Consider the following 22,740-nt stretch of genomic DNA (forward strand, 5'->3'; position numbering starts at 1 on the left):
GCACACAGAGTGCTCAGAGAACTAACAACAAAGAACATCAGAATAAAACGATCCCGCCTTGGTGCCATTGTGCCTTGGGGGTTTAACTCCTTAACTCCGTGATCTCTGTGCCCTCTGTGGCAAAAGGTCTCTCCTCATGGCTTACAACTCCGGCATCCACAATCGCCAACTCAAAGAACAGATCTGCGAGATCGGGCGTCGTCTTTACATGAAGAACATGGTCTCGGCTAACGATGGAAACATCTCCATTCGTGTGGGTGAGAATGAAGTTCTCTGCACGCCGACGATGATCTGCAAAGGCTTCATGACACCTGAAGACCTCTGTGCCGTCGACCTCAACGGCAACCAGATTGCAGGCAAACGCAAGAAGACCAGCGAGATTCTGCTGCACCTGGAGATCATGAAGCATCGCCCGGATGCGATCGCCGTCGTTCACTGTCATGCTCCTCATGCAACCGCCTTTGCCCTCGCAGGCGAGCCGATCCCGCAATGCGTTCTGCCGGAAGTTGAAGTCCTCCTCGGCGAGACCCCGATTGCTCCTTACGACACGCCTGGCTCAACGGACTTCGCGAAGACCGTCGTCCCGTTTCTCAAGAACGGCACGAACACGATCCTGCTGAAAAACCACGGCACGGTCAGCTTCGGTGCGACCGTCGAAGAAGCGTTCTGGAAGACCGAGATCATCGACTCGTACTGCCGGATTCTTCTATTGGCTCGTCAGCTCGGCCCGATCGATTACCTCAATGAGGGCAAGCTCCACGAACTGCTCGACCTCAAAAAACGCATGGGCCTGGACGACCCTCGCTTCCACGAAAACTGCGACCTGTGCAGCAACGACGCCTACCGCGCCGGCTATAAAGAGAACAAGCTGCAACCCAAAGTTTTCGCCGATATCCCGAAGTACGGCTCGTATCTGAAAAAGTCAGAAGCCCCGACAGCAACCGCTGCCCCATCGCCATCAGCCGACATCGACCAACTCGTCCAGCAAATCACCAATCAGGTCATGGCCGCCATGGGTGGTTAGTAGTGTCCGCTGTGCGGACCGTCAATCGGTACACAATCTCTGATCGCGGTTGATTACATCAAGTTAAGCTATTGCTTCTTGTTTACGATTTCGCGAACGAACGGTCCGCACAGCGGACCCTACGGGAACCATCAACCCGGCGCGCATAAAAAAAGGCGGTTGCAGCAACCGCCCTACTTTTTGTTGATGAACTGCAACTGCTTACAGAGCCCGCACGATACAGGCAGCGCTTTGCCCGATCGATGTGCGATTGACGCTCATTGCCAGTGAGTTCCTCAGTGGCATTGTCTGTCGGTGAACGACGTTGAGTTTGCAACCCGGATCTGGGAACTCGTAGTTCAGCGTGACAGGGAGTTCGCCGTGTCGCATCGCCATCAGGCTGCCCGCGAGTTCGACCGCACCGGTTCCGGCATCGAAGGTGCCGAAGTAGCTGGAGAGAGCAAGGACTGGAATCTTCTCAGCCGCTGTTCCCAGAGACGAGTGATACGCCTTGGCTTCGAACAGGTCGTCTGGTTGAGTGCTCTTGCCGTGAGCGTTGATGTGGCCGATTTCGTCAGGGCGAACGCCCGATCGACGAAGAGCCGCGTTGATCGCACGGACCAGGCCGACACCCGCATTGCCAGTTTCATACCCAAAGCCATCGCAGCCTGCACCGACGCCGAGGAGTTCGGCGTAGATCTCAGCACCGCGTCGTTTGGCGTGTTCGTATTCTTCGAGCACGAAGACGGCAGCCCCTTCGCCGACGACGGTTCCATCGCGTTGGCGATCGAACGGACGGCAGGCACGCAGGGGATCGTCATCACGTCGAGACAGACTCTCGAAGAGGTTCAATCGGGCGATGTCGAGTGGATCAGTCATCGAGCTGCAGGCACCGACGATCATGACATCAGCAGCACCGCGTTCAATCGTTCGCATCGCCTCACCCAGGGCAAGAAGAGCAGACGATTCACGGGACGTGATCGTGTTGTTCGGGCCTTGGGCGTTGTGTTCAATCGCGACGTGGCAGGCCGGCATGTTCGGCAGTTGCTTGAGCAACCAGAGGGGGCAGATCTTGCCCATACGGTCTTCGCCCCAGCGGGTGAACTGATCGTCGTCAACGTCTTCGAAATCGATGACAGCGTCGACGAGCTCATCGGGAGTCGAAGAAATGCGACCCGCTCCGAACTCGACACCCATGCGGATTGGATCGACCATCCCCGCCTTGATGCCGGAGTCTTTCATGGCGATCGAAGCCGCACAGACACCCAGCTGGATGTCGCGTGACATGACCTTGAGGAACTTTTTATTGTACAGGTAGTCCAGCGGATTGAAGTTCTTGACTTCCGCAGCGAACTTGGACGGCAGCGTCTCGGAAGGGATCGAATTGACAAAGTCGATGCCCGAGCGTCCAGATTTCAGGTTGTCCCAGAAGGTCTCCTTGCCAATACCGATTGGCGAAACGACCCCCAGGCCTGAAATGACCACGCGTGGATAGTGATAGCTTGATGTCGACATAAACCTAGCCCCGCAACCTCACATCGAAGCCGTTGTGACAGTGCAACCGGCCCATGAAGGACTAAGCGCACTGCGAAACGAAATGTTGCAGCAACATCACTGTTGTGACGACATTGGTACTTCGAATTGGAATGGTGACCGTGGTTCGTAGAGGCAGAGGACTCAAATGAAAATCGACGGCTCAGGGCAAAACCCGAGACGGATCACTTGAGATCTGTTCGACGAGTGGTCGGGAGTGTACAGGCTTAGCCAGAATCTGGATACGCGAACTGGAACGCGACCGAAGCATTTGACGTTTTGCCAAATACGACAATCACCCGGTTAGCGAAGATAGGCAGCCTGCAAACGGTGAGGAGGGAATCGTGTTCCCCCAGCCTAAAAACACGACCGAAAGATGTGATCTTCAGGTGTGTGCCGCGTCCCTTTTTATCGCCCGAAGGTCCCCACGATCAGGCATAAAAAGTTAGCGAACGGACTATTACACCCGCTTCCCCCCATTGTGTCAAGCAAAATCAGACTCTTGACACAAAACTGGCCAGACCAGTCAACAACGACTAATTCGTGGACACTTGGTTTCCGAGAGTGTCCAAACCAGCCCCCATGAGTCCGCAATGTCGCAATTCGGGGCGTTTTCTTGTCGTTTCTACAAACTCAGCCCCTCTTTGCACTTCGGCGTGGCGAAACGGATAGGCACGTTTTCCCCTTTCGAGTAGGGTCCAGAGCCAAACACTGACCCGCAATCCTGCGAGTCACCCTCCGTTGTCACGTCTCCATCTCACGTCTCGAGGAAGTTATGAACGGGCCCACGTCACGGTCGCATGCCGTGAACACACAGGGACAGACGTCGCCCCACGCCGTCTATGGCCCTGCTCCCTCGCATTGGATCAACCAGACGATCCGCGTGGACGGTCCGCACCCGCATTACAACGCCGCCCCGGAACCACCCGCCGTCGAGCCGGATGTTCTCTCCTACCAGGTCGAATACCGCCCCACGTTGCCCGAAGACAACCTGATCGGCGAAGCGGGCAAACTCTTCGCCCAGCTCGAAACCCGGATGGCGGACCTCTCTCGACGGGAAGAGTCGCTTCATAAACAGCTTGCGTCCTTCGAACAGGAACGACGTCTGTTTCGTCTGCAGATGTCTCAGATGCAGCAGAAAGTTGTCCGCGTCGAGGCGGTCCCTGAGACCGAACTTGACCTCAGCTCCCTCGACCAGCAGTTCAAAAACCAGGCTCCGACTTCCCCTCTGCAGGTCGAATTCTCACGCCTGCGCGAAGAGTTCCAGCAGAGCATCGATGCCGATCGCGAAGAGTTCCAGCGCGATATCGCCGAAGAGCGTCTCGCTCACGAAGAACAACTCGCCCGCGAGCGCCTCGCCTTCGAGCAGGTCAAGAAGAAAGAAATCGAGTCACTGCGCCAGAGAAAAGCAGAGCAGGACGACGAGCAGAATCAGTTCCATCAGGCCGTCATGGCTGCTCAATCTCAGTTCGATGAATTCCAGCAGGAGCTGACTCGCCAGAAAGCCGCCCTCGACGAACAACGACACGACGTCGACCAGAAGGCTCAGTACGTCGCAGATTATGAACTTCTTATTGACAACCTTGCTGCTCAGCTGACACGGATGGAAGAATCCTCCACCCATCAGCAGCAGCAAGGCAATGTCGCGGAACTGACATCGACTCGTCAGCAACTCAGTGGCCTGATTCAACTGCTCGAAGTCGAAAAGAGTTCGCGCGAAGATGCGTTCTCACAACTCGCAGCGGCCCAGCCGGAACTGGAAACACTTCGTAAGCAATGCGAACACGAGAAGGTGCTCCGCAGTGAAGTCGAAGCCGAACTGGAGATGCTCCACGCGGAACTCCTCGGCATTCACGGCGAACTGATGAAGGAAGCCTCACACCGCAGCGAAACGAACTCGGAGATCCGCCGTCTTCAAGACATGCTCACTGCAACACACGCTCAGGTCATCCAGGCAGAGGCTCGCACGACTGCCATCGCGCAGGAACTCGTCGCTGCAAGAGCAGATCGAGAATCGCTGGCGGAAACGCTCGCTGCAAAACTGGCCGAGCCGCCCGTGACTGTTACCGAAACCGTTGTGGAAACCGTCGTCGAGAAGGTCGTTGAAAAAGTCGTCGAGACCGTCGTCGCTGACGCTCCCGAACCCGTGATCGATCATGAAGCCATCGAGGCTTACCAGAACGCCAAAGCAGCCCAGCAATCTTTGATGATCGAGCCGGTCGAAGCCACCGCTCCTGTCGAGACGATCGACGAAGAGCAGGCCAAGCTAATCGAGCGTCGCATCGCGTTCCAGCAAAAGCACCTCGATAAGCAGCGCCAGCAACTCGAACAGGCCAATCACCGCTTTCTGGTCGACTACCAGCAGGCACGCATGCAGCTGCAGCAGGAACGCGAAGTCCTCGAACTCCGCTCGTCGCAGCTCCATCAGCAGCGAGATCGCCTCGACACCCGCGAGCAACTTCTCGATGGTCAGCTGGCACGCGTCCGCAGCGCCGTCACCGAATGCCAGACCCTCGCCGATCTGATGAAGAACATTCACAACAGCGATCGCCACGCCGAATTCGAGCAGCAACTGCTGATCGCCAACAGTTTCTCCGTCGAACTCGAAAACCGACGCCAGCGTCTCGAAGAACTCCGCGACGAACTCTCAGGCCTGCACCGCGTTGTCATCGAGCGCCAGGTGCATGTCGACCAGGCCCATCGCGCCCTCGTCGAGAAGTTCAGCGAAGACGACGTCGAAGCAGAACTGGCGATCCAGGAAAAGCTCGTCATCGAAGACGCTGCTAAAGTCTTCCTCGCCGAACAAGTCAGCGAACTCCACGACGCCCAGGCCAAAGCCGAAGAAGTCTGGAAGAAAGCCATGTCCCAGGAAGCCGCGCTGTCTGCGATCTCCGACAAGATCGCCCAGATGCTCGACGCCCTGCAGACACAGTCCCGGGAATCGCTGACCTCCATCAAGACGTGGCAGGAAGAAAACATCCTGCCTCTCCAACGTCTCCTCCACGAAAAGTTCACCGCAGAAGAACTCATCCGCCAACTAAGCCGCGACGCCGCCTAAAAAGGCGAGCGGGGAGTGTGAACCCCCTGTCTTATTCGACACGAAAAACCCCTGCAGTGCCTTCAATCTCCCTCGTCCTGAAGGGACGATTTCTACCAGCCCAGGATGAAATCCTGGGGTTCGTGAGGATCAATTTCTTCTCCCGACCCTGTAGGGGTCGCTCACCGCGAGAATCCACCATGGCCCAATCCCTGGCGAAGATCTACATCCACCTCATCTTCTCCACCAAAAATCGCGAACCACTCCTCCACGACGTCTGGCGAGATGAGGCGTTCAAAATTCTCGGCGGCATTGCCAATAACATCGGCTGCCTATCACTCATCGTCGGCGGCATCACTGACCACGTTCACATGCTGTTCCAACTCGGACGGACACTCTCCCTCGCTGATGTCGTAAAATCGCTCATATCTCAGTCCTCTCACTGGATCAATCAGACACGCGACCTTCCCGTCCCATTCCAATGGCAAGCCGGTTACGCAGCCTTTTCCGTCAGCCAGTCAAACGTGGAAAGGGTGCGAGAGTACATCCTGCATCAACCGGAGCACCACGCCAAAGAATCATTCCAGGACGAACTACGAACATGGCTGAAACGCTATGAAATCGAGTGGGATGAACGCTTCGTCTGGGATTGAGCGAGTTGATGACCAGTTCTTCAAGGCAGGAGGAGTCTTGCTCAAACGTGGCAAGTCAATAACGTGGATGACGATGAAACCACCCTTTCAGGGTGGGTGTGCTTTCTCTCGCGTCCTAACCCAGGATTTCATCCTGGGCTGGTAGAAATCGTCCCTTCAGGACGGGGAAGATCGGAGAGACTGTAGGCGTATTCGATGCGTTGATAAACAGTATGCCGAATAAGACAGGGGATTGACACCCCCCGCTCGCCTCAGAAGACGCGTCCTTACTCTTTCTCGTTCAACAGGTAGGCCTGCATGAACATGATCGTTGCGTAGAACTGGAAGTCCGCATTGGGCTTTTTGCGGAAGCCGTGGCCCTCGTCTTTTGCCATCAGATACCAGACCGGCGTGCCCTGCGTCTTCACCTTGTCTCGCATCTGCTCGGCTTCTGAAAGTGGGACGCGAGGATCGTTCTGACCCTGAATAATAAAGAGCGGATTCTTGATCTTCGCGGCATTGTTGAGGGGCGAAATCTTCTCGAAGAACTCAGCGACTTCCGGGTCGCGCTCGTCGCCGTATTCCACACGTCTGAGGTCGCGTCGATAGTCTTCCGTGTTCTTGAGGAAGGTCCCGAAATGCGAGATCCCGACGATATCGACCGAACATCGAAACTTCTCCGGATAGTTCGTCGAGACAGCCAGCGTCATGTAACCACCATAAGAGCCTCCCATCACCATGATCCGCTGGGAATCAAGATCAGGCTGCTCCGCGATCCAGTCAAACAAAGCCCCGATATCCTTGACGGAGTCTTCTCTCAACAGAACATTATCAAGTTTGACAAACGACTTCCCGTACCCTGCTGACCCGCGAACATTCGGCTGGATGATCGCGATCCCCAACTCGTTGAGGTAGTAGTTATAACGCCCCATGAATCCCGGACGAGCCTGTGACTCTGGGCCGCCGTGGATCAGGATCATGACGGGTCGCTTCCCCGTAAACTTGGGAGCAGGACGATTCAGGAAGCCCGAGATTTCCAGCCCATCGAATGACTTCCACTTGATCAGTTCCGCGTTCTGAAGACTCTCAGGATTCATACCGCCCAACTCACTTTCCGTCCAGCGAGTGAACTGCAACGCATTGGTATCGTACGAATAAACATCCGAGGACGACTTCGCCGAGGCATAAGTCAGCCCCAGATCGACGTTATTGTTATGCCATGACAAACCGCCGATGACTCCGGGAGGCAGACCTTCTGCCTTATAGAAGGAACTGTCAGCCGTATTCATGATGTACAGCGTCGACATCCCTGCTTCGTTGGTCACGAAGGCCAGCTTGGAGCCATCTTCGGTGATCGTAAAGGACTCGACGTCCCAGGGAATGATGTCCGTCAGAACGGTCAGCTTCTCCCCTTCGAGTTCGAGAATCCCTAGCCGCTGGAATTCACTCCCTTTGTCGGTCGTGACGTAGAGCTTCGTCGGATCTTTAGGATGAAACTTCGCTTCGCCCCAGGCAATGTCTTCACCGTCGGTTGTGATCAGCGTTCTGGTTTTCTTTTTCACATCGAGCATCCACAGCTTGCTCGACGTGATCGACTTGTACTCGGACAGAACGATCTTCGAATCATCGCCCGACCAGGACGAAGCCCCCCACCCACCGCCGGGCAGTTCAATCACCAGCGCCTGCTGGGACGGATTCTTCGGGTCCATGATCCAGAGATCGCGATCCGCTCCATTGCGTCGTGTCGACGAATACACAGCCTGCGTCTTGGCCTTATTCCACAACAACCCGCCGTTCTGCGTACGCCCCCCATCGGTCAGCAGCGTGACATCGCGCGACTGCAGGTCAAAACGAAACAGCTGACCAAATTCATTCCCGCCAATGTCCTTGGAGAAGATGAAGTAGTCGCCCGTGTTCGGCTCGAAGCTGGCGCTGCCGACAGGTTCATTGAAGAACGTCAGCTGACTGCGGGCCCCCAGAGGCTGTTTGACGAGGTGAATCTGATTCGTATTGCCGAAGCGTGTCGAAACGAGCAACTGCTTTTCTGTCGGATGCCAGTCAACAAACGACGCCGCACGAGCTTCGGTGTACCGATTGACCGAATCCGGCAGCGTCATCGGAATCGGCGGGATCCCTTCCGTGACCAGATTTTCTGGCGGCGTCAATGTCTGAGCAACGACAACGGCGGGCATCATGAGAACAATCATCAAAAGGGACAGTCGCTGCATGAGGCGAGTTCCTGTTCATTAGCGGCGGGAAGGGAGGCGGGTCTTTACCAGATGATCGTAACCGATGAGCGTCATCGTTTGTAGCAGAACTACCTGACAAGCTCACACGCCTCAGCCTTAACGCGATCGCAAAACAACTATCGCGAGTTCATCGTCATCATCGGCTGGTTCAGCGATTTGGCCAGGTGCGCGATCAGTCGCAGGCGATAATCGGGCATGCGTGAAGCAAGGTGGGCTTCGAAGGAGCCAGGGTTCTTGCCGCGTTGGAGGTCATGCAGGTATTCCAGCAGGATGGCTTTCGAGACCGTCGACTCGTGCATGAGCATGTGAATCCAGGCCCAGCTTTCCTGGTAATCGAGCTGCTGCATCTGATGGACCTGCGTCAGGGTTTCAAGTCGCCCCAGGTTCGGACTCCAGTCATTCTCCAGAGCCGTCAGCAGTGACTGCACTGAGTCACGATTCACGCCTCCCGGCACGGGGCCTTGCACTTCGAAGTACTCCGCGAGCGCCTCGTCCAGCCACAGAGGGACATCTTTCATCGCCGCATGCAGCAACCCATGAGTGAACTCGTGACGCATGTCTTCCTGAATGCGGTCGCCCCAGAATGTATAGACCGCCAGCTCGGACGACGTCCCAATGAAATAGGCCCGACGATTCGGCAGGCCAGGATACGCCGCCTGTAAATACTCTTGATACTCTGCTTCGTCCGTAAACAGATACACGACGACTTCGCGATCCTGAAGAGGAATCTCGATCTCTTCACTCACCTGCCGACGAAGCTTCTTGAGCTCGAGCATCAGCTCATGATTGGCGGACAGCTTCTTGTCACTGTGCACCCGAAGTTGCTCAGCACGAACCGTATAATTGTCAGGCAGCTTGGCGGCTTTGTTGCCGCCAGCCCACATGCACCCCGTACAAGTCAACAACATCGCGCAGAGCAACAGCCGGGAGGGCGAGGCTCCGTCCGAGCCGCTACTTTGCGTTGCGAAACTCCAACCATGCATAGGACGATGATGGCCACGAAAGCTTCCAGAACCCTGCACACCATCCGAGCTCGATTCACTGCTCGACTTTTGCAACGAGAAACAGCGGCTCGGACGGAGCCTCGCCCTCCCATAAATTCGCGCAGCCGTTTTCATGCAGCATCTCAGTCGAGAACTGATGCTGATGGAACTCTGCGTTATGGAAGGTCTGCTGCTCACGCGGCTTTTCTATGGGTGGACATTGTAACGACTGATGACGATTTTGTTGTGAGTCGTGGTGGTTTGAACTTACGAGACTGATAGCCATCCACGAGTTTCGCCGTTTCACGCCACTGTGATTTCCAGCCCGTATCGTCTCGCCCGCTCTCGATTTCAGCAAGGGCAAGTCGACGGGTCATGCGTCGGTACGCAACCAACCCACGCAACGCATCGCTCGGCGAGACGGTCGAAACCTCCATCAGACTGGAGACGATCCTCGCAAGATTCTTGTTCCTCAAGACCGTCGGCAGGACATTCCACCGACGCACAGCATCCAGATCGAGAATCGTGTAGGACGTCTGGTGGACATCTTCCGCAACCAGAATGTTCATCGCTTTCAAATCGCGATGATCAAAGCGGGCATGATGAAACTTCGCCAATTCGCGTCCCAGAAGTTTCGCATAACGCAAACGCCAGTCCCGCTGGACCTCGGACGTTTGCGAGGACAACACATGTTTCACAAACGGCGCCAGTGGCACTAGCCCTATCGCCTCCTGCGTGACGAGCGTTTCTTCGACGGGCGAAAACAGCGACTTCGAGACCGGACGTTCCACAAACATCAGCGGCTTTGGCGTCGAGATCCCGCGACGCAGCATCGCGTGCCCGAATTCCCATGTCCGTCGTGTCTTAGTAAAAATCCCCGAGAGGATGCAGCCCCAATGGCGCAGACGCGGACTCTGAATCCGTTTGACAAAGATGGGACCCGACTCGCGCGATGGCCAGGTCGTCTTCACCACGAATCGCGAGGTCGATCGCTTGCGATAATCCGCATCGGTCACGTTCGCCAGGAGCTGATTCGGCTCCGTCAACAATTCGACGAGTCCCTGTGACTTGAGGTCCGCCAGGCCTCGCGCATTGTAGGCCCCCTGTCGTCGTATGACGAGACGACGATTACCGCGTTCCCACTTGCGATCCGCTTTTTGATACGCGATCTCCTGGTGTCGAATGACGACACTGTTCGCATCGCGGACCAGACCTCGCAATTCAACGCTCGAAGCGGCGGCTTCCCCCAGTTCGGAGAGAGCAGCTTGATAGTCACGCCAGAACCGCGCCGCATCAGCCGGGCGGACGAGCTGTGCGAACGTGTGAAACAACACAGCGATATTCTGCAAACGCTGCTTCGTCGTTAACTGGCTGATCGATTTGATCGGAGCCAGATCGATCAGGAAGAGTTCGACGTCCTCAACAGATGCTTCGTTCCAGACCGCCAGCAGATTCCCCGCGTGATAGTCCGTATGCAACAGCCCCGCATGATGCAGACGAGCCGTTAGCATCGCCAGTTTCGCAATCAGGACCCTTCGTAATAGTGATGATTCGCCAATCGCTTTTGTTAACGGATGGTCAGCGTCCGTCGTCAATACATCCAGCGGAACCGCGTCGCATAATTCCGACGTCAGCAGGTACGACGTAACACGCTTCGACGATCGCTGCTGCCCCCACGCCATCGGCAGCGGCGTCGGAATCCCCAGCATTCGCAATCGCTGATAAGCAATAAACTCGCGCTCACAGCTTGATCGTCGTACCAGCAGTTGAAGACGTTTGACGAGCGAGGCTGCGGGCTGTTGTTTCAAAAAGACGACTTGCCCGTCGACAGCCATTCGCAAGACACGTCGATGTGGCCCTTGTTTGACGACCGAGATGTCCGCATTCGTCGGCTCGTCGTTTCGCGTCCACTCAGCCAGACGCCGCGCGACCTCGTCACACGTCGCGCCAAACGACGGAGCGGTCGACCACCGGATCGGATTGTCTGCCTCGTGCATCATCACCGAAACTACCAGCATCGCAGCGAACTTATCACTCATCCTTGAGCAACAAAATCGAACTGCTTCCATTAAGAGGAGAATAGTGACACAACTCCCCCACCCACCACAAGCCCGTTTTGCGTTTTTGTCGGGGCGTCAGACCTTACCCGATACCCAGCAGCTGGCACGTATCTTCATAACTCCCTTCGAGATCAAGCGTCACCGCCCGATCGGGAGCATACCAGAGGGGAAGCACAGGAAGCGGCTGCCCCAATGCCACCGGATAAGCCCAGGCATCAAAGCGGCTGCGGTGATTGTTAGTCCGTGTCCGACAACTGGCGGCATACAACGACTGAACGTCAACGCCGAGTGTTGGATCAGTGACACCCAGTTCTGCCAGTAATTCCGCGTACAGATTGCCACTGCGCCCCGTGACAATATCCACGATCGCGACACTGACACTCTGCTGCAGGAGTGTGGAGCATTTTGCGACGAATGCCTGCCTGTGCTCGGCTCGATCCTTATTCCCTGGACTGACAAATTCCACAGCCGCCACTAGCGTTTTCTCACGCTCCACATCGTAGATCAACACTTCGTACTCATGCTGATCGCCGATATCAATGTCGGCTGAGATCGTCGGCTCAGCAATCATCTGAGACATCGTCGCGGCTGACTCTCCCCCGATGCTATCAGACGACGTTGTTTCATGCTCAAAAGTGCCAATATCCCGTTCAAAATACTGTCCCATCCGAGCCCGCGGTTCCGCAATGTAGCCTGGCGGTAGCAAGTGACGGACCCGCCCCACCAGCATCGCAGGCCAGCTCCCATGAAATCCTTCCCATCCGAAATTTCGAGAGATCGGCGGATGAAAATGATCTCGCAACGGCATCATGAACCCTTTAAAGCTGAACTTCTCTCATCGTTTGTTTCCAGCTTACTATCGCTTCAATGCGGACGCAAATCGCCAGCTCTTCCCCTCATGACTCATGACTCATGACTCCAACCTCATGACTTAAAAACTGCCCTTTACCCATTTTTCGTCCGATTGCTAAAATGCCACGTTCCGACAAGTTGTCGGGCGACCCGCGTCGACTGGTAGGAGCCAGCAGGCGCGTTTCGATCTCGAGCATTTGTTCCAGGCAGGAGGCCGACATGAGCACCATTCTCATCATGGGAATCGATTCCACGCTGGGCGCTAATATCGCGACCCGCTTCGCCGAAGAGTATCACGTCGTCGGACTTGCCAGTCAGACCAGGGTCGAGCCGTCAGGCGTCGAAACCATCCTCTCCAATCAACGCGACTTCGCGTCCCTGTCCAAAATCGTCGATGACGTCCACCCGGAGTGGATCATCTGCACCGAACCCGTTGGCTCGTACTGCTGGCTCGAACCGGGTCAGCATCAAATCACTCCAGCTCGCCAGCTCGATGCCGCCCGTGCCCTCGGACGCCTCACGGCGGATCGCGAGATCTCGCTGACCTGGCTGTCCTGTGACGCCATCTTCACCGGCCCCTGGATGTTTCACGAAGAAGAAGGCATTCATTACTGCCAGACCAACACGGCAGAACTGTACCGCCAACTCGAGTCAGAAGTCCTCGGCTGGAACCCGAATGCCCATGTCGTCCGCTCGAACACCTTCGGCTGGTCTCCGGAAGGGATCGCCGCTCAAGGCGTTTCGCGACTGGCTCGACACTTCGACTCAGCCGCCCGCATGGACCTCGACTGCCTGCGACACGCGACCCCGATCCACGCCGTCCAACTGGCCGATATTCTCCTCGCCAGCTTCGAACACGACCTCTCCGGCCTCTATCACATCGCCGGCGCAGAGCGCGTCAATCCGTGGCAGTTCATGCACCAGATGATGCTTTATCTAGAAGGCCCGCGCGCCCGCGTCCCATTCACACTCGCGAACGAAATCGCCAGTGAAGAACACCACCTCCGCTACGGCTACGGCGAAACCTCCCTGCAAACCAAAAAGATCAAAGCCGCCCTGGGTCGCCCGATGCCCATGCTCAGCGAAGGCCTGGAACTGCTCCGCCAACAACGCGACAACGGCTTCCAAGACCGCCTCAACGGCGTCGCGATCCGCCAAGGCCAAGCCGCCTGACCATTTCGCGCCAGCAATCACAAAGATTCGCCCGTATACTCTCTTAGGCGAGCGGGGGGTGTGAACCCCCTGTCTTCTAAGGGCGTAATATGGACGATCATCAATGACGACCCAAGAACACACGAGTCATCGGCATCACTTATTCGCAACAGCCATCGTTCTGCTCATCGGCCTGTCTCCCCTGCCGCTTTGGTTTCTTTACGCGACCTACTCTCATCATCAATCCGCTGCAGCAAATCTTGTCCGCGGGATCCCCATCGCGTTACTGCTCGGCTGCTTTTCAATCCTCCTCTGGATTCCCCTGGGGATCTATGCCATCTTCGCGAAATCGTCCCAACGACTTGCCTTGCTCTGGTTATTCGCGAGCAGTTTGTTCATCGTCATGACATTTCTCGCATTCTTTCCCGCCATCTCTGCTGTTCGTCGTGAGCACCGCAACTCGATGCACGTCATCGCGCGAAGCAGCCAGCCTCTCATCAATGCCATCGAAGCCTATCGTCTCGATCACAACGGGAATGTTCCGAAGACGCTCGCTGAACTGACGCCAAAGTATCTCACCGCGATCCCATCGACCGGCGCATCCTGCTGTCCCGATTACCACTTCTACCGCAAGGAAGAGATCCCTGGCGAGTATCCTGACACCGACTGGATGCTCGACGTCGAACTTCGGATCAGCCTCCATCGGGACACCCTCTACTTCCTCCCCGCCCAAAACTACGACGACACACCCATGCGAGAATCCGTCACGCTGATCCCCATGGGCGATGGCCGGGACTGGGGGTATTTCAATGAGTGAGAAAAAAGCACACAAACTTCTATTTTTTACACTCGCCGAATGGCTGGTCCTGGCGTTCATTATCATCGCGTCTGTGATGATCATGTTGCCCAAAGTCAAGCAGGCGTCATCGCACAGGTACAACGAAGACGCCCGGTCCGCATTAAGAGAAACATATCGTGAGCTGTTCGAGAAGAAACCCGTCTTGCTCGCGAGCGAGAATGGTCTGGTGACCTCCTGCTGGCTTGATGCGTTGCACTCCGATGGAGACCAACCAACCCCGGTCGACATTCAAGACCTCATCTCAGCATCAAAGACGATCGTGACAAAAAGCCAGACTCAGGTCTCGTTCTTCCCCGTCGCCTTACCAGCTGCCTACCAAACCAACGGCTTCGCGCTCGATCAAGGGGATCCCAACGAGTACGTCCTCGCCCTCGTCCCCATCCACCCGGCGACTATCACTTCCCGCAACGAGCTCATGCTCCTCGACACACCGGTCGACCTGTCACAACCACAAGACGCCATCTGGCAGAAGCTCCGCGACGCCCACCGAACGACCAACTGGCCGGACATCTATCTTTGTCGACGCAGCGGCGAACTGATGCGACTGGCCCTAACAGACCTCGATAAAAAGCTTCCGCCCGAATAGCGACTCCCGCTTCCTTCGCGCCCGCGTCGCGATCAATTACTCTCCGTAATCCCCCCTCCGTGTTCTCTGTGTCTCTGTGATAAATATTTCTTGCTCCCCCTTGGTGCCTTCGTGCCCTGGTGGTTCCACCTCTCCTCGCTGGCTTCTGCGACCCTCTCATGAAACGCGAACAACCCGCCATCACCGCCCGTCAGATCGCGTTTCGACTCCTGCAGGAGCATGACCGCTCCGGCGAATTCTTGTCGCAGCTCATCACCGCTCCGGAATACAGCGGTATTCCACCGCAAGAGAAACGTCTCGCTGTCGACATGGCCGAGACGACGCTGCGTCGCGTTTACACGGTCGATCGCCTGCTGCGACAAGTCATGACGCGTAAGCAATCCGAGACCCACCCCGCCCTCTGGCAGATCCTGCGCCTGGGCGTGACGCAGCTGTTCTTCATGGAGAACATCCCCGAACACGCCGCCATCCACGAGACGGTCGAACTCGCACGCTTCATCGACAAGCCGCATATCACGAAGCTCATCAACGGCGTCCTGCGAAATCTCCAGCGGATGCAAGCCGGGCGGATCAGTTATCAGGCCAACATCAGCAACACAGCTGGCTTGACCCTCACCAATCCTGAGCAACCCGAGACGCCGCTCGAGCCGATGCGTCTCCTGCCAGTCAACGAAACACAGGCCTGGCTGCTCAATCAGGATCTTTTCCCGCGTCCCGATCTGGCTGCCTCGCGCGTCTCGACAATGGCGACCTACCTCGCTGAGACCCTCAGCCTTCCCGACTGGCTCGTCAAAGACTGGATGACGGAACCTGCCATCGACCCCATCGCCAGTTTCGCGCGAGCCCGTCAACGTGGCCTCGTTTTTCTTGATGACCCGCGCCTCACCCTCCGCGTCAATCCCCTCAAGTCAACTCGCGACGACTACCTTGCCTCGCTGCAACAGGGCTCCATCGAAGCCATCGCGGGTGATGAGCCACAAGCCATCCGCTTGATCAAGAACGTCTCACTGGCTGAGCTCCCAGGCTACAAAGACGGCGTCTTCTCCGTCCAGGACGAAACTGCTCAGAAGGTCGCCCGACTTTGCGATCCCAAACCCCACATGCACGTCCTCGATCTGTGTGCCGCCCCCGGCAGCAAGACGACCCACATCGCAGAACTGATGAAAGACACCGGCGTCATCGTCGCCTGCGACATCAAGCCCGCGCGTCTGGTCCGCGTGCGAGAAAACGCAACGCGTCAGGGCTTCAAGTCGATCCAGACCCAGCTCATCGATCGCACTTCCAGCCAGCTCGCCGGTCGCAAGTTCGACCGTATCCTCATCGATGCCCCCTGCTCCAACACCGGCGTCCTCCACAAACGCCCCGAAGTCCGTGGACGTCTCACCCCCGACGACATCCGCGAACTCTCTGATCTCCAGGCGGACCTGTTGCACCGGATGCTGTCTCATTTGAAGCCCGGCGGAAAACTGATCTACTCCACCTGCAGCCTCGAACGTGACGAAAACGACCAACTCATCTCGTCGCTCCTCTCCTCGTCACCGAATTATTATCTCGAACACCGCGAACAAACCGAGCCGACATCCCACAACGACGGCGGTTTCGTGGCAGTCATCAGCGAACGGTGATGCGACTCCTTCGATCACGGCTTGCCACCTGCGATAGAATTCCGATGTGGGGAATTCGCCTGTAAGACTTCCCCCTCTGCTGCGACACCACTGTGTCCCTGCGCCGCGTTCATTTGCATCTGGAGATACGCCGATGTCTGCTCTCATGACTTCTTATGACCTTCATGGCCTCAAGCTTCCTAACCGTGTCGTGATGGCTCCACTGACCCGAGCTCGTGCCGGTGTTACGCGTATTCCCAACGATCTGATGGCCGAGTATTACACCCAGCGAGCTTCAGCCGGCCTGATCATCTCGGAAGCCACCGCCATTTCGCCTCAAGGCTATGGCTGGCCAAACGCTCCCGGTGTTTATACCCCGGAGATGGTCGAAGGCTGGAAGCAGGTCACCAAATCGGTCCATGACGCCGGTGGGCACATATTCCTGCAACTGTGGCATATGGGACGTCAAAGCCACTCGTCCTTCCACAATGGCGAGCTGCCCGTCTCCGCCTCTGCGATCGCCGTCAACGACGATGGCGCCCATACACTGGAAGGCAAGAAGCCGCGAGAAGTCCCTCGTGCACTTGAAACCCACGAGATCCCTGGCGTCGTCAATGATTACAAGACCGCCGCTCAACACGCCAAAGACGCGGGCTTCGATGGTGTCGAAATTCACGGGGCCAACGGCTATCTGGTCGACCAGTTCATGCAGTCGAAATCGAACCACCGCACCGATGACTACGGCGGGTCAATCGAGAAACGTGCCCGCTTCCTGCTCGAAGTGACCGATGCCGTCACCAGCGTCTGGGAGTCCACCCGCGTCGGCGTTCGTCTCTCCCCCAACGGCGTCTACGGCGACATGGGCTCTCCCGACTTCCACGAACAATTTACCTACGCCGCGAGCGAACTCAACAAACGCAACCTCGCGTACCTGCACGTCATGGATGGACTCGCCTTTGGATTCCACAAAAGCGGCAGCCCGATGACACTCGAGGACTTCCGCAAAGTCTTCTCAGGCCCCTTGATGGCCAACTGTGGCTACACAAAAGAAGCTGGTGAGAAAGCAATCGCCGAAGGCCACGCCGACCTCGTTGCCTACGGTCGCCCCTTCATCAGCAACCCGGATCTGGTCGCCCGCTTCCAGAACAACTGGCCCCTCGCCCCAGTCGCCTCGATGAAGCTCTGGTATTCCTCCGGAGCCGAAGGATATACGAGCTTCCCGACTTACACAGCCTAGATAACCTTTCGTCCCTTCTCCCCCGGGGAGAAGGTGGCAGCGCAACACCTAAGGTGTTTACTAAACACAGTGCTGACGGATGAGGGAACTCTGCGAAGTGCCCAACGCCCGCATCTTCGTTCCTTCTCCCTTGAGGGGAGCGGTCTATCGTTCCTTCTCCCTTGAGGGGAGCGGTCTATCGTTCCTTCTCCCTTGAGGGGAGCGGTCTATCGTTCCTTCTCCCTTGAGGGGAGAAGGTGCCCGAAGGGCGGATGAGGGTGGGCGATAGGCACTCGCCAGCTCACATCTCGACAACCCGCAACAGGCAATATCCCGAAACGTTCTTATAAGGGAATGCGATCGCGTTCATTGCCAATCACCCCTTACGGCCCGTTCGCGATCGCGGCCTGCAGGATCTCGCCGGTCTTTGCATTCTGAATCAGCGCGATGACCTTCATCGGCCCTGGTGTTGTCGATTTCTCCGGGAACGACATCTCGTGCTTCTTTTCGATTCCCGCCACATAGCTCACCAGAGATGCTTCCAGCGAAGCGCGGTCAATCGTCACTTCGCCCGTCCATTCGGACTTATCGATTGGCAACCCCTCCACCGGCGTCGCGGCTCCTCGGACCAGCATCTCGTGCTCCTGAATTCCATTCCGGGAAGGAGCCCACAGCAGCGTCTCGGCCAGGATGACGTGAGCCCGCAGGTCAGCCAGCTGAGCCTCCGGGAGACCTGTTGCTTTGACGGCGAACTTGGTGTTCTCAAACGTCACTGGCTCCAGCTTCAACGTGACATCCGTCGTCAGCATGAGCAGATCGTCGACGATGGACTTCAAGACGCCCAGCCTCGCTTGCGTATCACCAACACGTCCCCCCAGCGGCGGAGTCATGCGACCGTTCAGAACGACCGTCGGCGTTCCGACTTGCTCTTGCGGGTTAGAACGCCTGGTTGCGTAGTACTCAAATCGTTCTTCGCTGTACTCGTTGACGAGGGGATCAAGGCCAGCCGTATGCTCGTGATAGCGCAACGTGATCAGGGCCGGCGCAGGATAAATCGTTTCAAGATTCGTGAGCGCTAGATCGACCGACAGACACGGAATGCAACCGCCGCCTGTGAAGAGCTCACAGACGACCGCTCGTCGACGCGGTTCCTCCTTGAGGGGCATCGCAGGAAACAAGGGGATTAAAGATTTCGTTGCAGCCTGATATCGCTCGCGAAGATAGGGAGCCAAACCTTCGCTCGTCCCTTTGATCTCTTTCCACAACTCGACCACCTCGTTTCCTAAGGACTGCGTCTCGCCATCGGCTTTGCTGCGCATCTCGCGGACTGCCTGTTCCATCTGAGGTAAGAGGGCCAGTTCCGCGAATCGGTTCATCGCCAGTTCCAGCTGTTCATTGGCCAGCTCATACTCAGCCAGCGCTAATCGCGAGGTCGGGTCGTAAGGATGCTTGGCCTGATAAGCTTCGAGCATGACGGCTCCCTTCTCTTTCTCTGCTTTCTCGTTGGAGACAATGAACGTCACCCCCTGAGTCAGCAGGAACACCTCATCCAGTTCAGGAGACTTCCCTTCCGGAAACTGCTCGCGAGCTTTCCGAATCAGGTCGTTGAGAAGACGTTGATCGAGCCCCGACATCGCGACCGTCATCGCGGCCTGTCGATAAAACTTTTCCAGCAGCGCAGGTCCCCAGGCCTGATGAATCTCGATCGACTGATCGAGAAACGCCTTCACTTCCTGCTCGCTGATCGATTGGCCGGGGAGCATCCGCAGCATCTTCTCGATGGCATACAAATCGAGAGGATCATGTAGCTCTGCTTTGAGAAACGTCAACAACGAGCCGATCGGCTGACTGGTCGACAAGATAGATTTCAACTGCTCGGCACGAGGGTAGCTTTTCTCGACATCACTCTCGCTGATGGCGCTCAATGTTGTCAGCGTCATCCGAGCCGGGACGATGGGGCCGTCGTTGATCTGGAAGGCTCCCAGGACACTGCGATGCGCCAGATTGCCATCGAAAACATACGACGTCCCCGCTTCATCAAACGTCAACGAGACTCGCTTAGCATCCACGGATTGCTGGACCAGTTTCCAATCTGTCGCCGCAGCTGAAGACTGCACAGAAGCGGACAGCTTCTCCCCCGACTTGGTGATAACGACAATCCCAGCCGTCAGTTCGCCATCCTCCTGGCAGACATTCAGCAGCCAGCGACCCTCGACCGACGTCAACGCCGGCAAGGCGCTCGACGACGAATGAGTCGCGGACGGGCAACCGGTCAGCAGGACCGCGAGGATCAAAATCATCAAGCCAGAGCAGACACGTTTCACGGCACTCTTCCCGCTGCAACATCATGTAGATCAATCATTTTCACTCTGTCAGCATAGGCGATGCCGTCAGTCTGCTCAACGTCGAACATCACGCGAAGACAGCTGTGGAATTAATAGACGCGCCATTTGAGAGTTTGCTGTCACTTTCCTCTTGGCTTCGAATTTTCAGACAGGAATGATGGTGCAGACGTCGCTGATCGAGACCGATGGAATGCTCGCAACGACGAAAAACATCACACCTTTCACGACCATCAGCGGGGATCTCAGCATGTCAACCATTGGGCAGGACGGACTGAAAACAGTCTTAGAACGACACGGCATCGATCAGATGTGGGACGTCATCCGGGAACACTATATCCAGGGCAAGCCCCGGCGGGCCCGGCTCATCGCGATGTTGTCACTACGCGAAGTCGCAGGCTGGTCCTTCGAGATGCTCGCGGATGCGTTTGGAAATGACCGGGCGCATATCGTCAGATCCCTCTCCAGCCTGCGACGCGAACTCCAGGAGATGTTTGAACTGCCCGAAGACTTCTGGACCGGTCGTCGCTGCGGGAGATGAGGAGGTTGTCTGAAAAACTCCATGACTCATCAACGGGAGGGCGAGGCTCCGTCCGAGCCGCTGTCCCGCGTTGCACCGGCTCACCAGTTGATCGATGCCAGATGGTGGGCTTTCTGCAGTGTGCCATTGCCCACAGAAGATCGAGGCCATCGAAGTCCAGCGCACAGTTTAAGTTTCGCAACGCATAGAAGCGGCTCACACGGAGGTTCGCCCTCCCGACTCACAGTCGATGAATGACAAGTTGAGGTATCAAAATGAAGATCGAAACGAAGCGAGTCAGCGAGTTAACGCCCGCGTCGTACAATCCGCGCAAGAAGCTCAAGCGTGGAGAAAAACGATTCAACGCGCTGGCGAAGTCACTCGAAGAATTCGGACTGGTGCAGCCACTGGTCTGGAACGCGCTGACAGGGAGACTCGTCGGCGGGCATCAGCGACTGGACGTCCTCAAGTCACGCGGGGTGGAGGAAGTCGAAGTCGTTGTGGTGGAGTTGGAGGAAGCGCGCGAGAAGGCCCTCAATGTCGCGCTCAACAACAACCTCATCGGTGGCGAGTGGGATGTCGCGGCTTTGGAGACGCTGGTTGCTGAACTCGCAGACCTGCCGGGTTTCGATGTGACGCTGACAGGGTTCACCGAAAAGGATCTGCGTGACTGGACCCTCAAGCCGGTTGAGATGGTCGAGCCAATCTACGCCCAACGAGATCAAGTGGAAGTGACGCTGGTCATGTCGAAGGAAAGTTGGAACGAAGCGGAGCGGGACGTCGATGCCATCGTGCGGCAGTATCAGTGTGAGGTGCATATTAAGAGTTGAAGTCGGAAGGATGAGTCGAAGGGGGTGGTCCAGCCGTTCATGGCTGGATCGGCGCAGCCGACAAGAAGTAACGCCATACGCGATCAAACGGAACTCACTGCGTCAATTGGAAATGGATGCGTATGGTGAGGCTTCTTGTTCGCTTTGCGAACCCAACCGTAAACGGATGGGCCACCCCGGGAAGTTTGGGTTGTTGTCGATGAACGAATGAGAGCGAATGAGTGCCTATGCCCCACCCTCATCCGCCCTACGGGCACCTTCTCCCCTCAAGGGAGAAGGGACAAAACATGGCTCCCCTCAAGGGAGGAATGACTTTCAGTTTTACCTCATGACTCACGACTCGTGACTCATGACGATTAACCACCAGGAACGGTCCGCACAGCGGACCCTACGGGAGAGAGAATGAACTATTCGTTGACGTGTGCGTATGAATTTTTACCGGCGGGGATGACGGTGCGGGTCGGGCGGGTGATGGATCACTTCGGGGTGACGAAAGAAATCGGCCGGCATGTGATTGCGGAAGACGTGAGCATGGATGTCGAGGAGGGGCAAGTCATTGCGTTTACGGGTGACTCGGGAAGCGGGAAGTCGAGCCTGATGCGAACGCTGGCTGGGCAGCTGGAAGGGGTGTTGTGGTTTGATGACATTACCTTTCTCAAGGGAACCGTCATCGATCAGTTCACCGATGACTGGGCAGAATCGATGGCGTTACTCTCGGCCTGCGGGCTGGGTGAGGCACATCTCATGCTGCGACTTCCTTCGGAACTCAGCGACGGGCAGCGAATGCGACTCAAGCTCGCGATCGGGATCTCGCAGACTCCGCAGTGGCTGGTGATCGATGAGTTCACATCGAGCCTGGACCGGACGCTCGCGAAGGTGATTGCGTTCAATCTCAAGAAGCTGAGCCGGCGCCATCAGATGGGCGTGCTCGTCGCGACGACGCATGAAGATGTGATCGAGGACCTTCAACCCGATGTGCATGTGCGGATGAGGATTGATGGGGAGGTCGAGATTGTGAACGGTGATGGGGTTGTGTGTGCTGAAAAAAAGTTCGTCGCGGGATCAGCTTTGAGAAGGAACTCTGGATCAGCGAGGGGACCAAGCGGGACTGGGCGTACTTTGCTCGCTGGCATTATCGATCGCATCAACTCGGACTCACGAAGCGGATCTTTGTGTTGTGGCGGGGGGTGAGAACGGAGCGTGAGAGAAATTCGCAGAGATCCCTCATCCGACCTCGAAGACTCGGCCACCTTCTCCCCGGGGGAGAAGGGACGGAAAAAAG

17 protein-coding genes are annotated in these 22,740 nt (G+C 56.7%); 11 read left to right on the forward strand and 6 right to left on the reverse strand.

The genetic code is table 11. The features are described 5' to 3' along the window. Positions 1-136: 136 nt before the first annotated feature. Positions 137-1,024 carry a class II aldolase/adducin family protein gene (locus tag SH248x_RS15955; RefSeq protein WP_459555294.1) on the forward strand — a complete coding sequence of 296 codons (888 nt, stop codon included), beginning with the start codon at positions 137-139 and terminating at the stop codon, positions 1,022-1,024. Between the two features lie 201 nt (positions 1,025-1,225). Here SH248x_RS15955 and SH248x_RS15960 read toward each other — a convergent pair whose 3' ends face one another. Further along, the gene (locus SH248x_RS15960; RefSeq protein WP_459555295.1) at positions 1,226-2,518 is read right to left on the reverse strand and encodes a beta-ketoacyl-[acyl-carrier-protein] synthase family protein; all 1,293 of its coding nucleotides are present in this window, start codon (positions 2,516-2,518) and stop codon (positions 1,226-1,228) included. 793 nt (positions 2,519-3,311) lie between these two features. Here SH248x_RS15960 and SH248x_RS15965 point away from each other — a divergent pair. Together SH248x_RS15965 and tnpA are read left to right on the forward strand one after the other, a co-directional pair. Continuing rightward, positions 3,312-5,594 carry a coiled-coil domain-containing protein gene (locus tag SH248x_RS15965; RefSeq protein WP_459555296.1) on the forward strand — a complete coding sequence of 761 codons (2,283 nt, stop codon included), beginning with the start codon at positions 3,312-3,314 and terminating at the stop codon, positions 5,592-5,594. A 179-nt stretch (positions 5,595-5,773) separates the two neighbouring features. Next, a complete protein-coding gene (gene tnpA / locus SH248x_RS15970) occupies positions 5,774-6,226 on the forward strand; it encodes an IS200/IS605 family transposase (RefSeq protein WP_459555297.1) in 453 nt (150 codons plus the stop codon). A gap of 266 nt (positions 6,227-6,492) precedes the next feature. Here the strand turns inward: tnpA and SH248x_RS15975 are convergent, their stop codons facing one another. The 4 genes from SH248x_RS15975 to SH248x_RS15990 all read right to left on the reverse strand — a co-directional run bounded on the left by SH248x_RS15975 (position 6,493) and on the right by SH248x_RS15990 (position 12,308). Beyond that, a complete protein-coding gene (locus SH248x_RS15975; protein WP_459555298.1) occupies positions 6,493-8,433 on the reverse strand; it encodes a S9 family peptidase in 1,941 nt (646 codons plus the stop codon). A 137-nt stretch (positions 8,434-8,570) separates the two neighbouring features. Further along, complete coding sequence (locus SH248x_RS15980) at positions 8,571-9,362, reverse strand: hypothetical protein (RefSeq protein ID WP_459555299.1); 792 nt, start codon at positions 9,360-9,362, stop codon at positions 8,571-8,573. Positions 9,363-9,631: 269 nt separating this feature from the next. After that, on the reverse strand, positions 9,632-11,476 hold the full coding sequence (locus SH248x_RS15985; RefSeq protein WP_459555300.1) for a lipopolysaccharide kinase InaA family protein: 1,845 nt from the start codon (positions 11,474-11,476) through the stop codon (positions 9,632-9,634). A gap of 103 nt (positions 11,477-11,579) precedes the next feature. After that, positions 11,580-12,308: a DUF4058 family protein gene (locus tag SH248x_RS15990; protein WP_459555301.1), complete on the reverse strand. Its 729-nt coding sequence runs from the start codon at positions 12,306-12,308 to the stop codon at positions 11,580-11,582. Between the two features lie 260 nt (positions 12,309-12,568). On the opposite strand from SH248x_RS15990, the gene SH248x_RS15995 reads away from it, so the two are divergent. From SH248x_RS15995 to SH248x_RS16015, 5 genes are all read left to right on the forward strand, one after another. Next, a complete protein-coding gene (locus SH248x_RS15995) occupies positions 12,569-13,522 on the forward strand; it encodes a sugar nucleotide-binding protein (RefSeq protein ID WP_459555302.1) in 954 nt (317 codons plus the stop codon). A gap of 103 nt (positions 13,523-13,625) precedes the next feature. After that, positions 13,626-14,318 (forward strand): hypothetical protein, encoded by a 693-nt coding sequence (locus SH248x_RS16000; RefSeq protein ID WP_459555303.1) that lies wholly within the window; start codon positions 13,626-13,628, stop codon positions 14,316-14,318. Next, positions 14,311-14,946 carry a hypothetical protein gene (locus tag SH248x_RS16005; protein ID WP_459555304.1) on the forward strand — a complete coding sequence of 212 codons (636 nt, stop codon included), beginning with the start codon at positions 14,311-14,313 and terminating at the stop codon, positions 14,944-14,946. The genes SH248x_RS16000 and SH248x_RS16005 overlap by 8 nt, the downstream gene beginning before the upstream one ends. Before the next feature lie 158 nt (positions 14,947-15,104). After that, complete coding sequence (locus SH248x_RS16010; protein ID WP_459555305.1) at positions 15,105-16,571, forward strand: RsmB family protein; 1,467 nt, start codon at positions 15,105-15,107, stop codon at positions 16,569-16,571. A gap of 133 nt (positions 16,572-16,704) precedes the next feature. Next, positions 16,705-17,787 (forward strand): alkene reductase, encoded by a 1,083-nt coding sequence (locus SH248x_RS16015; protein ID WP_459555306.1) that lies wholly within the window; start codon positions 16,705-16,707, stop codon positions 17,785-17,787. A 362-nt stretch (positions 17,788-18,149) separates the two neighbouring features. On the opposite strand, the gene SH248x_RS16020 is transcribed toward SH248x_RS16015, so the two are convergent. After that, on the reverse strand, positions 18,150-20,090 hold the full coding sequence (locus SH248x_RS16020) for a hypothetical protein (protein WP_459555307.1): 1,941 nt from the start codon (positions 20,088-20,090) through the stop codon (positions 18,150-18,152). Positions 20,091-20,265: 175 nt separating this feature from the next. Between SH248x_RS16020 and SH248x_RS16025 the strand changes: the two genes are divergently transcribed. The 3 genes from SH248x_RS16025 to SH248x_RS16035 all read left to right on the forward strand — a co-directional run bounded on the left by SH248x_RS16025 (position 20,266) and on the right by SH248x_RS16035 (position 22,649). After that, a complete protein-coding gene (locus SH248x_RS16025) occupies positions 20,266-20,649 on the forward strand; it encodes a hypothetical protein (protein ID WP_459555308.1) in 384 nt (127 codons plus the stop codon). A 254-nt stretch (positions 20,650-20,903) separates the two neighbouring features. Continuing rightward, a complete protein-coding gene (locus SH248x_RS16030) occupies positions 20,904-21,458 on the forward strand; it encodes a ParB N-terminal domain-containing protein (RefSeq protein WP_459555309.1) in 555 nt (184 codons plus the stop codon). A 402-nt stretch (positions 21,459-21,860) separates the two neighbouring features. Further along, a complete protein-coding gene (locus tag SH248x_RS16035) occupies positions 21,861-22,649 on the forward strand; it encodes an ATP-binding cassette domain-containing protein (RefSeq protein ID WP_459555310.1) in 789 nt (262 codons plus the stop codon). Positions 22,650-22,740: the final 91 nt, after the last annotated feature.

This window comes from Lacunimicrobium album, from assembly GCF_052161635.1.
Taxonomy (GTDB): domain Bacteria; phylum Planctomycetota; class Planctomycetia; order Planctomycetales; family Planctomycetaceae; genus SXPC01.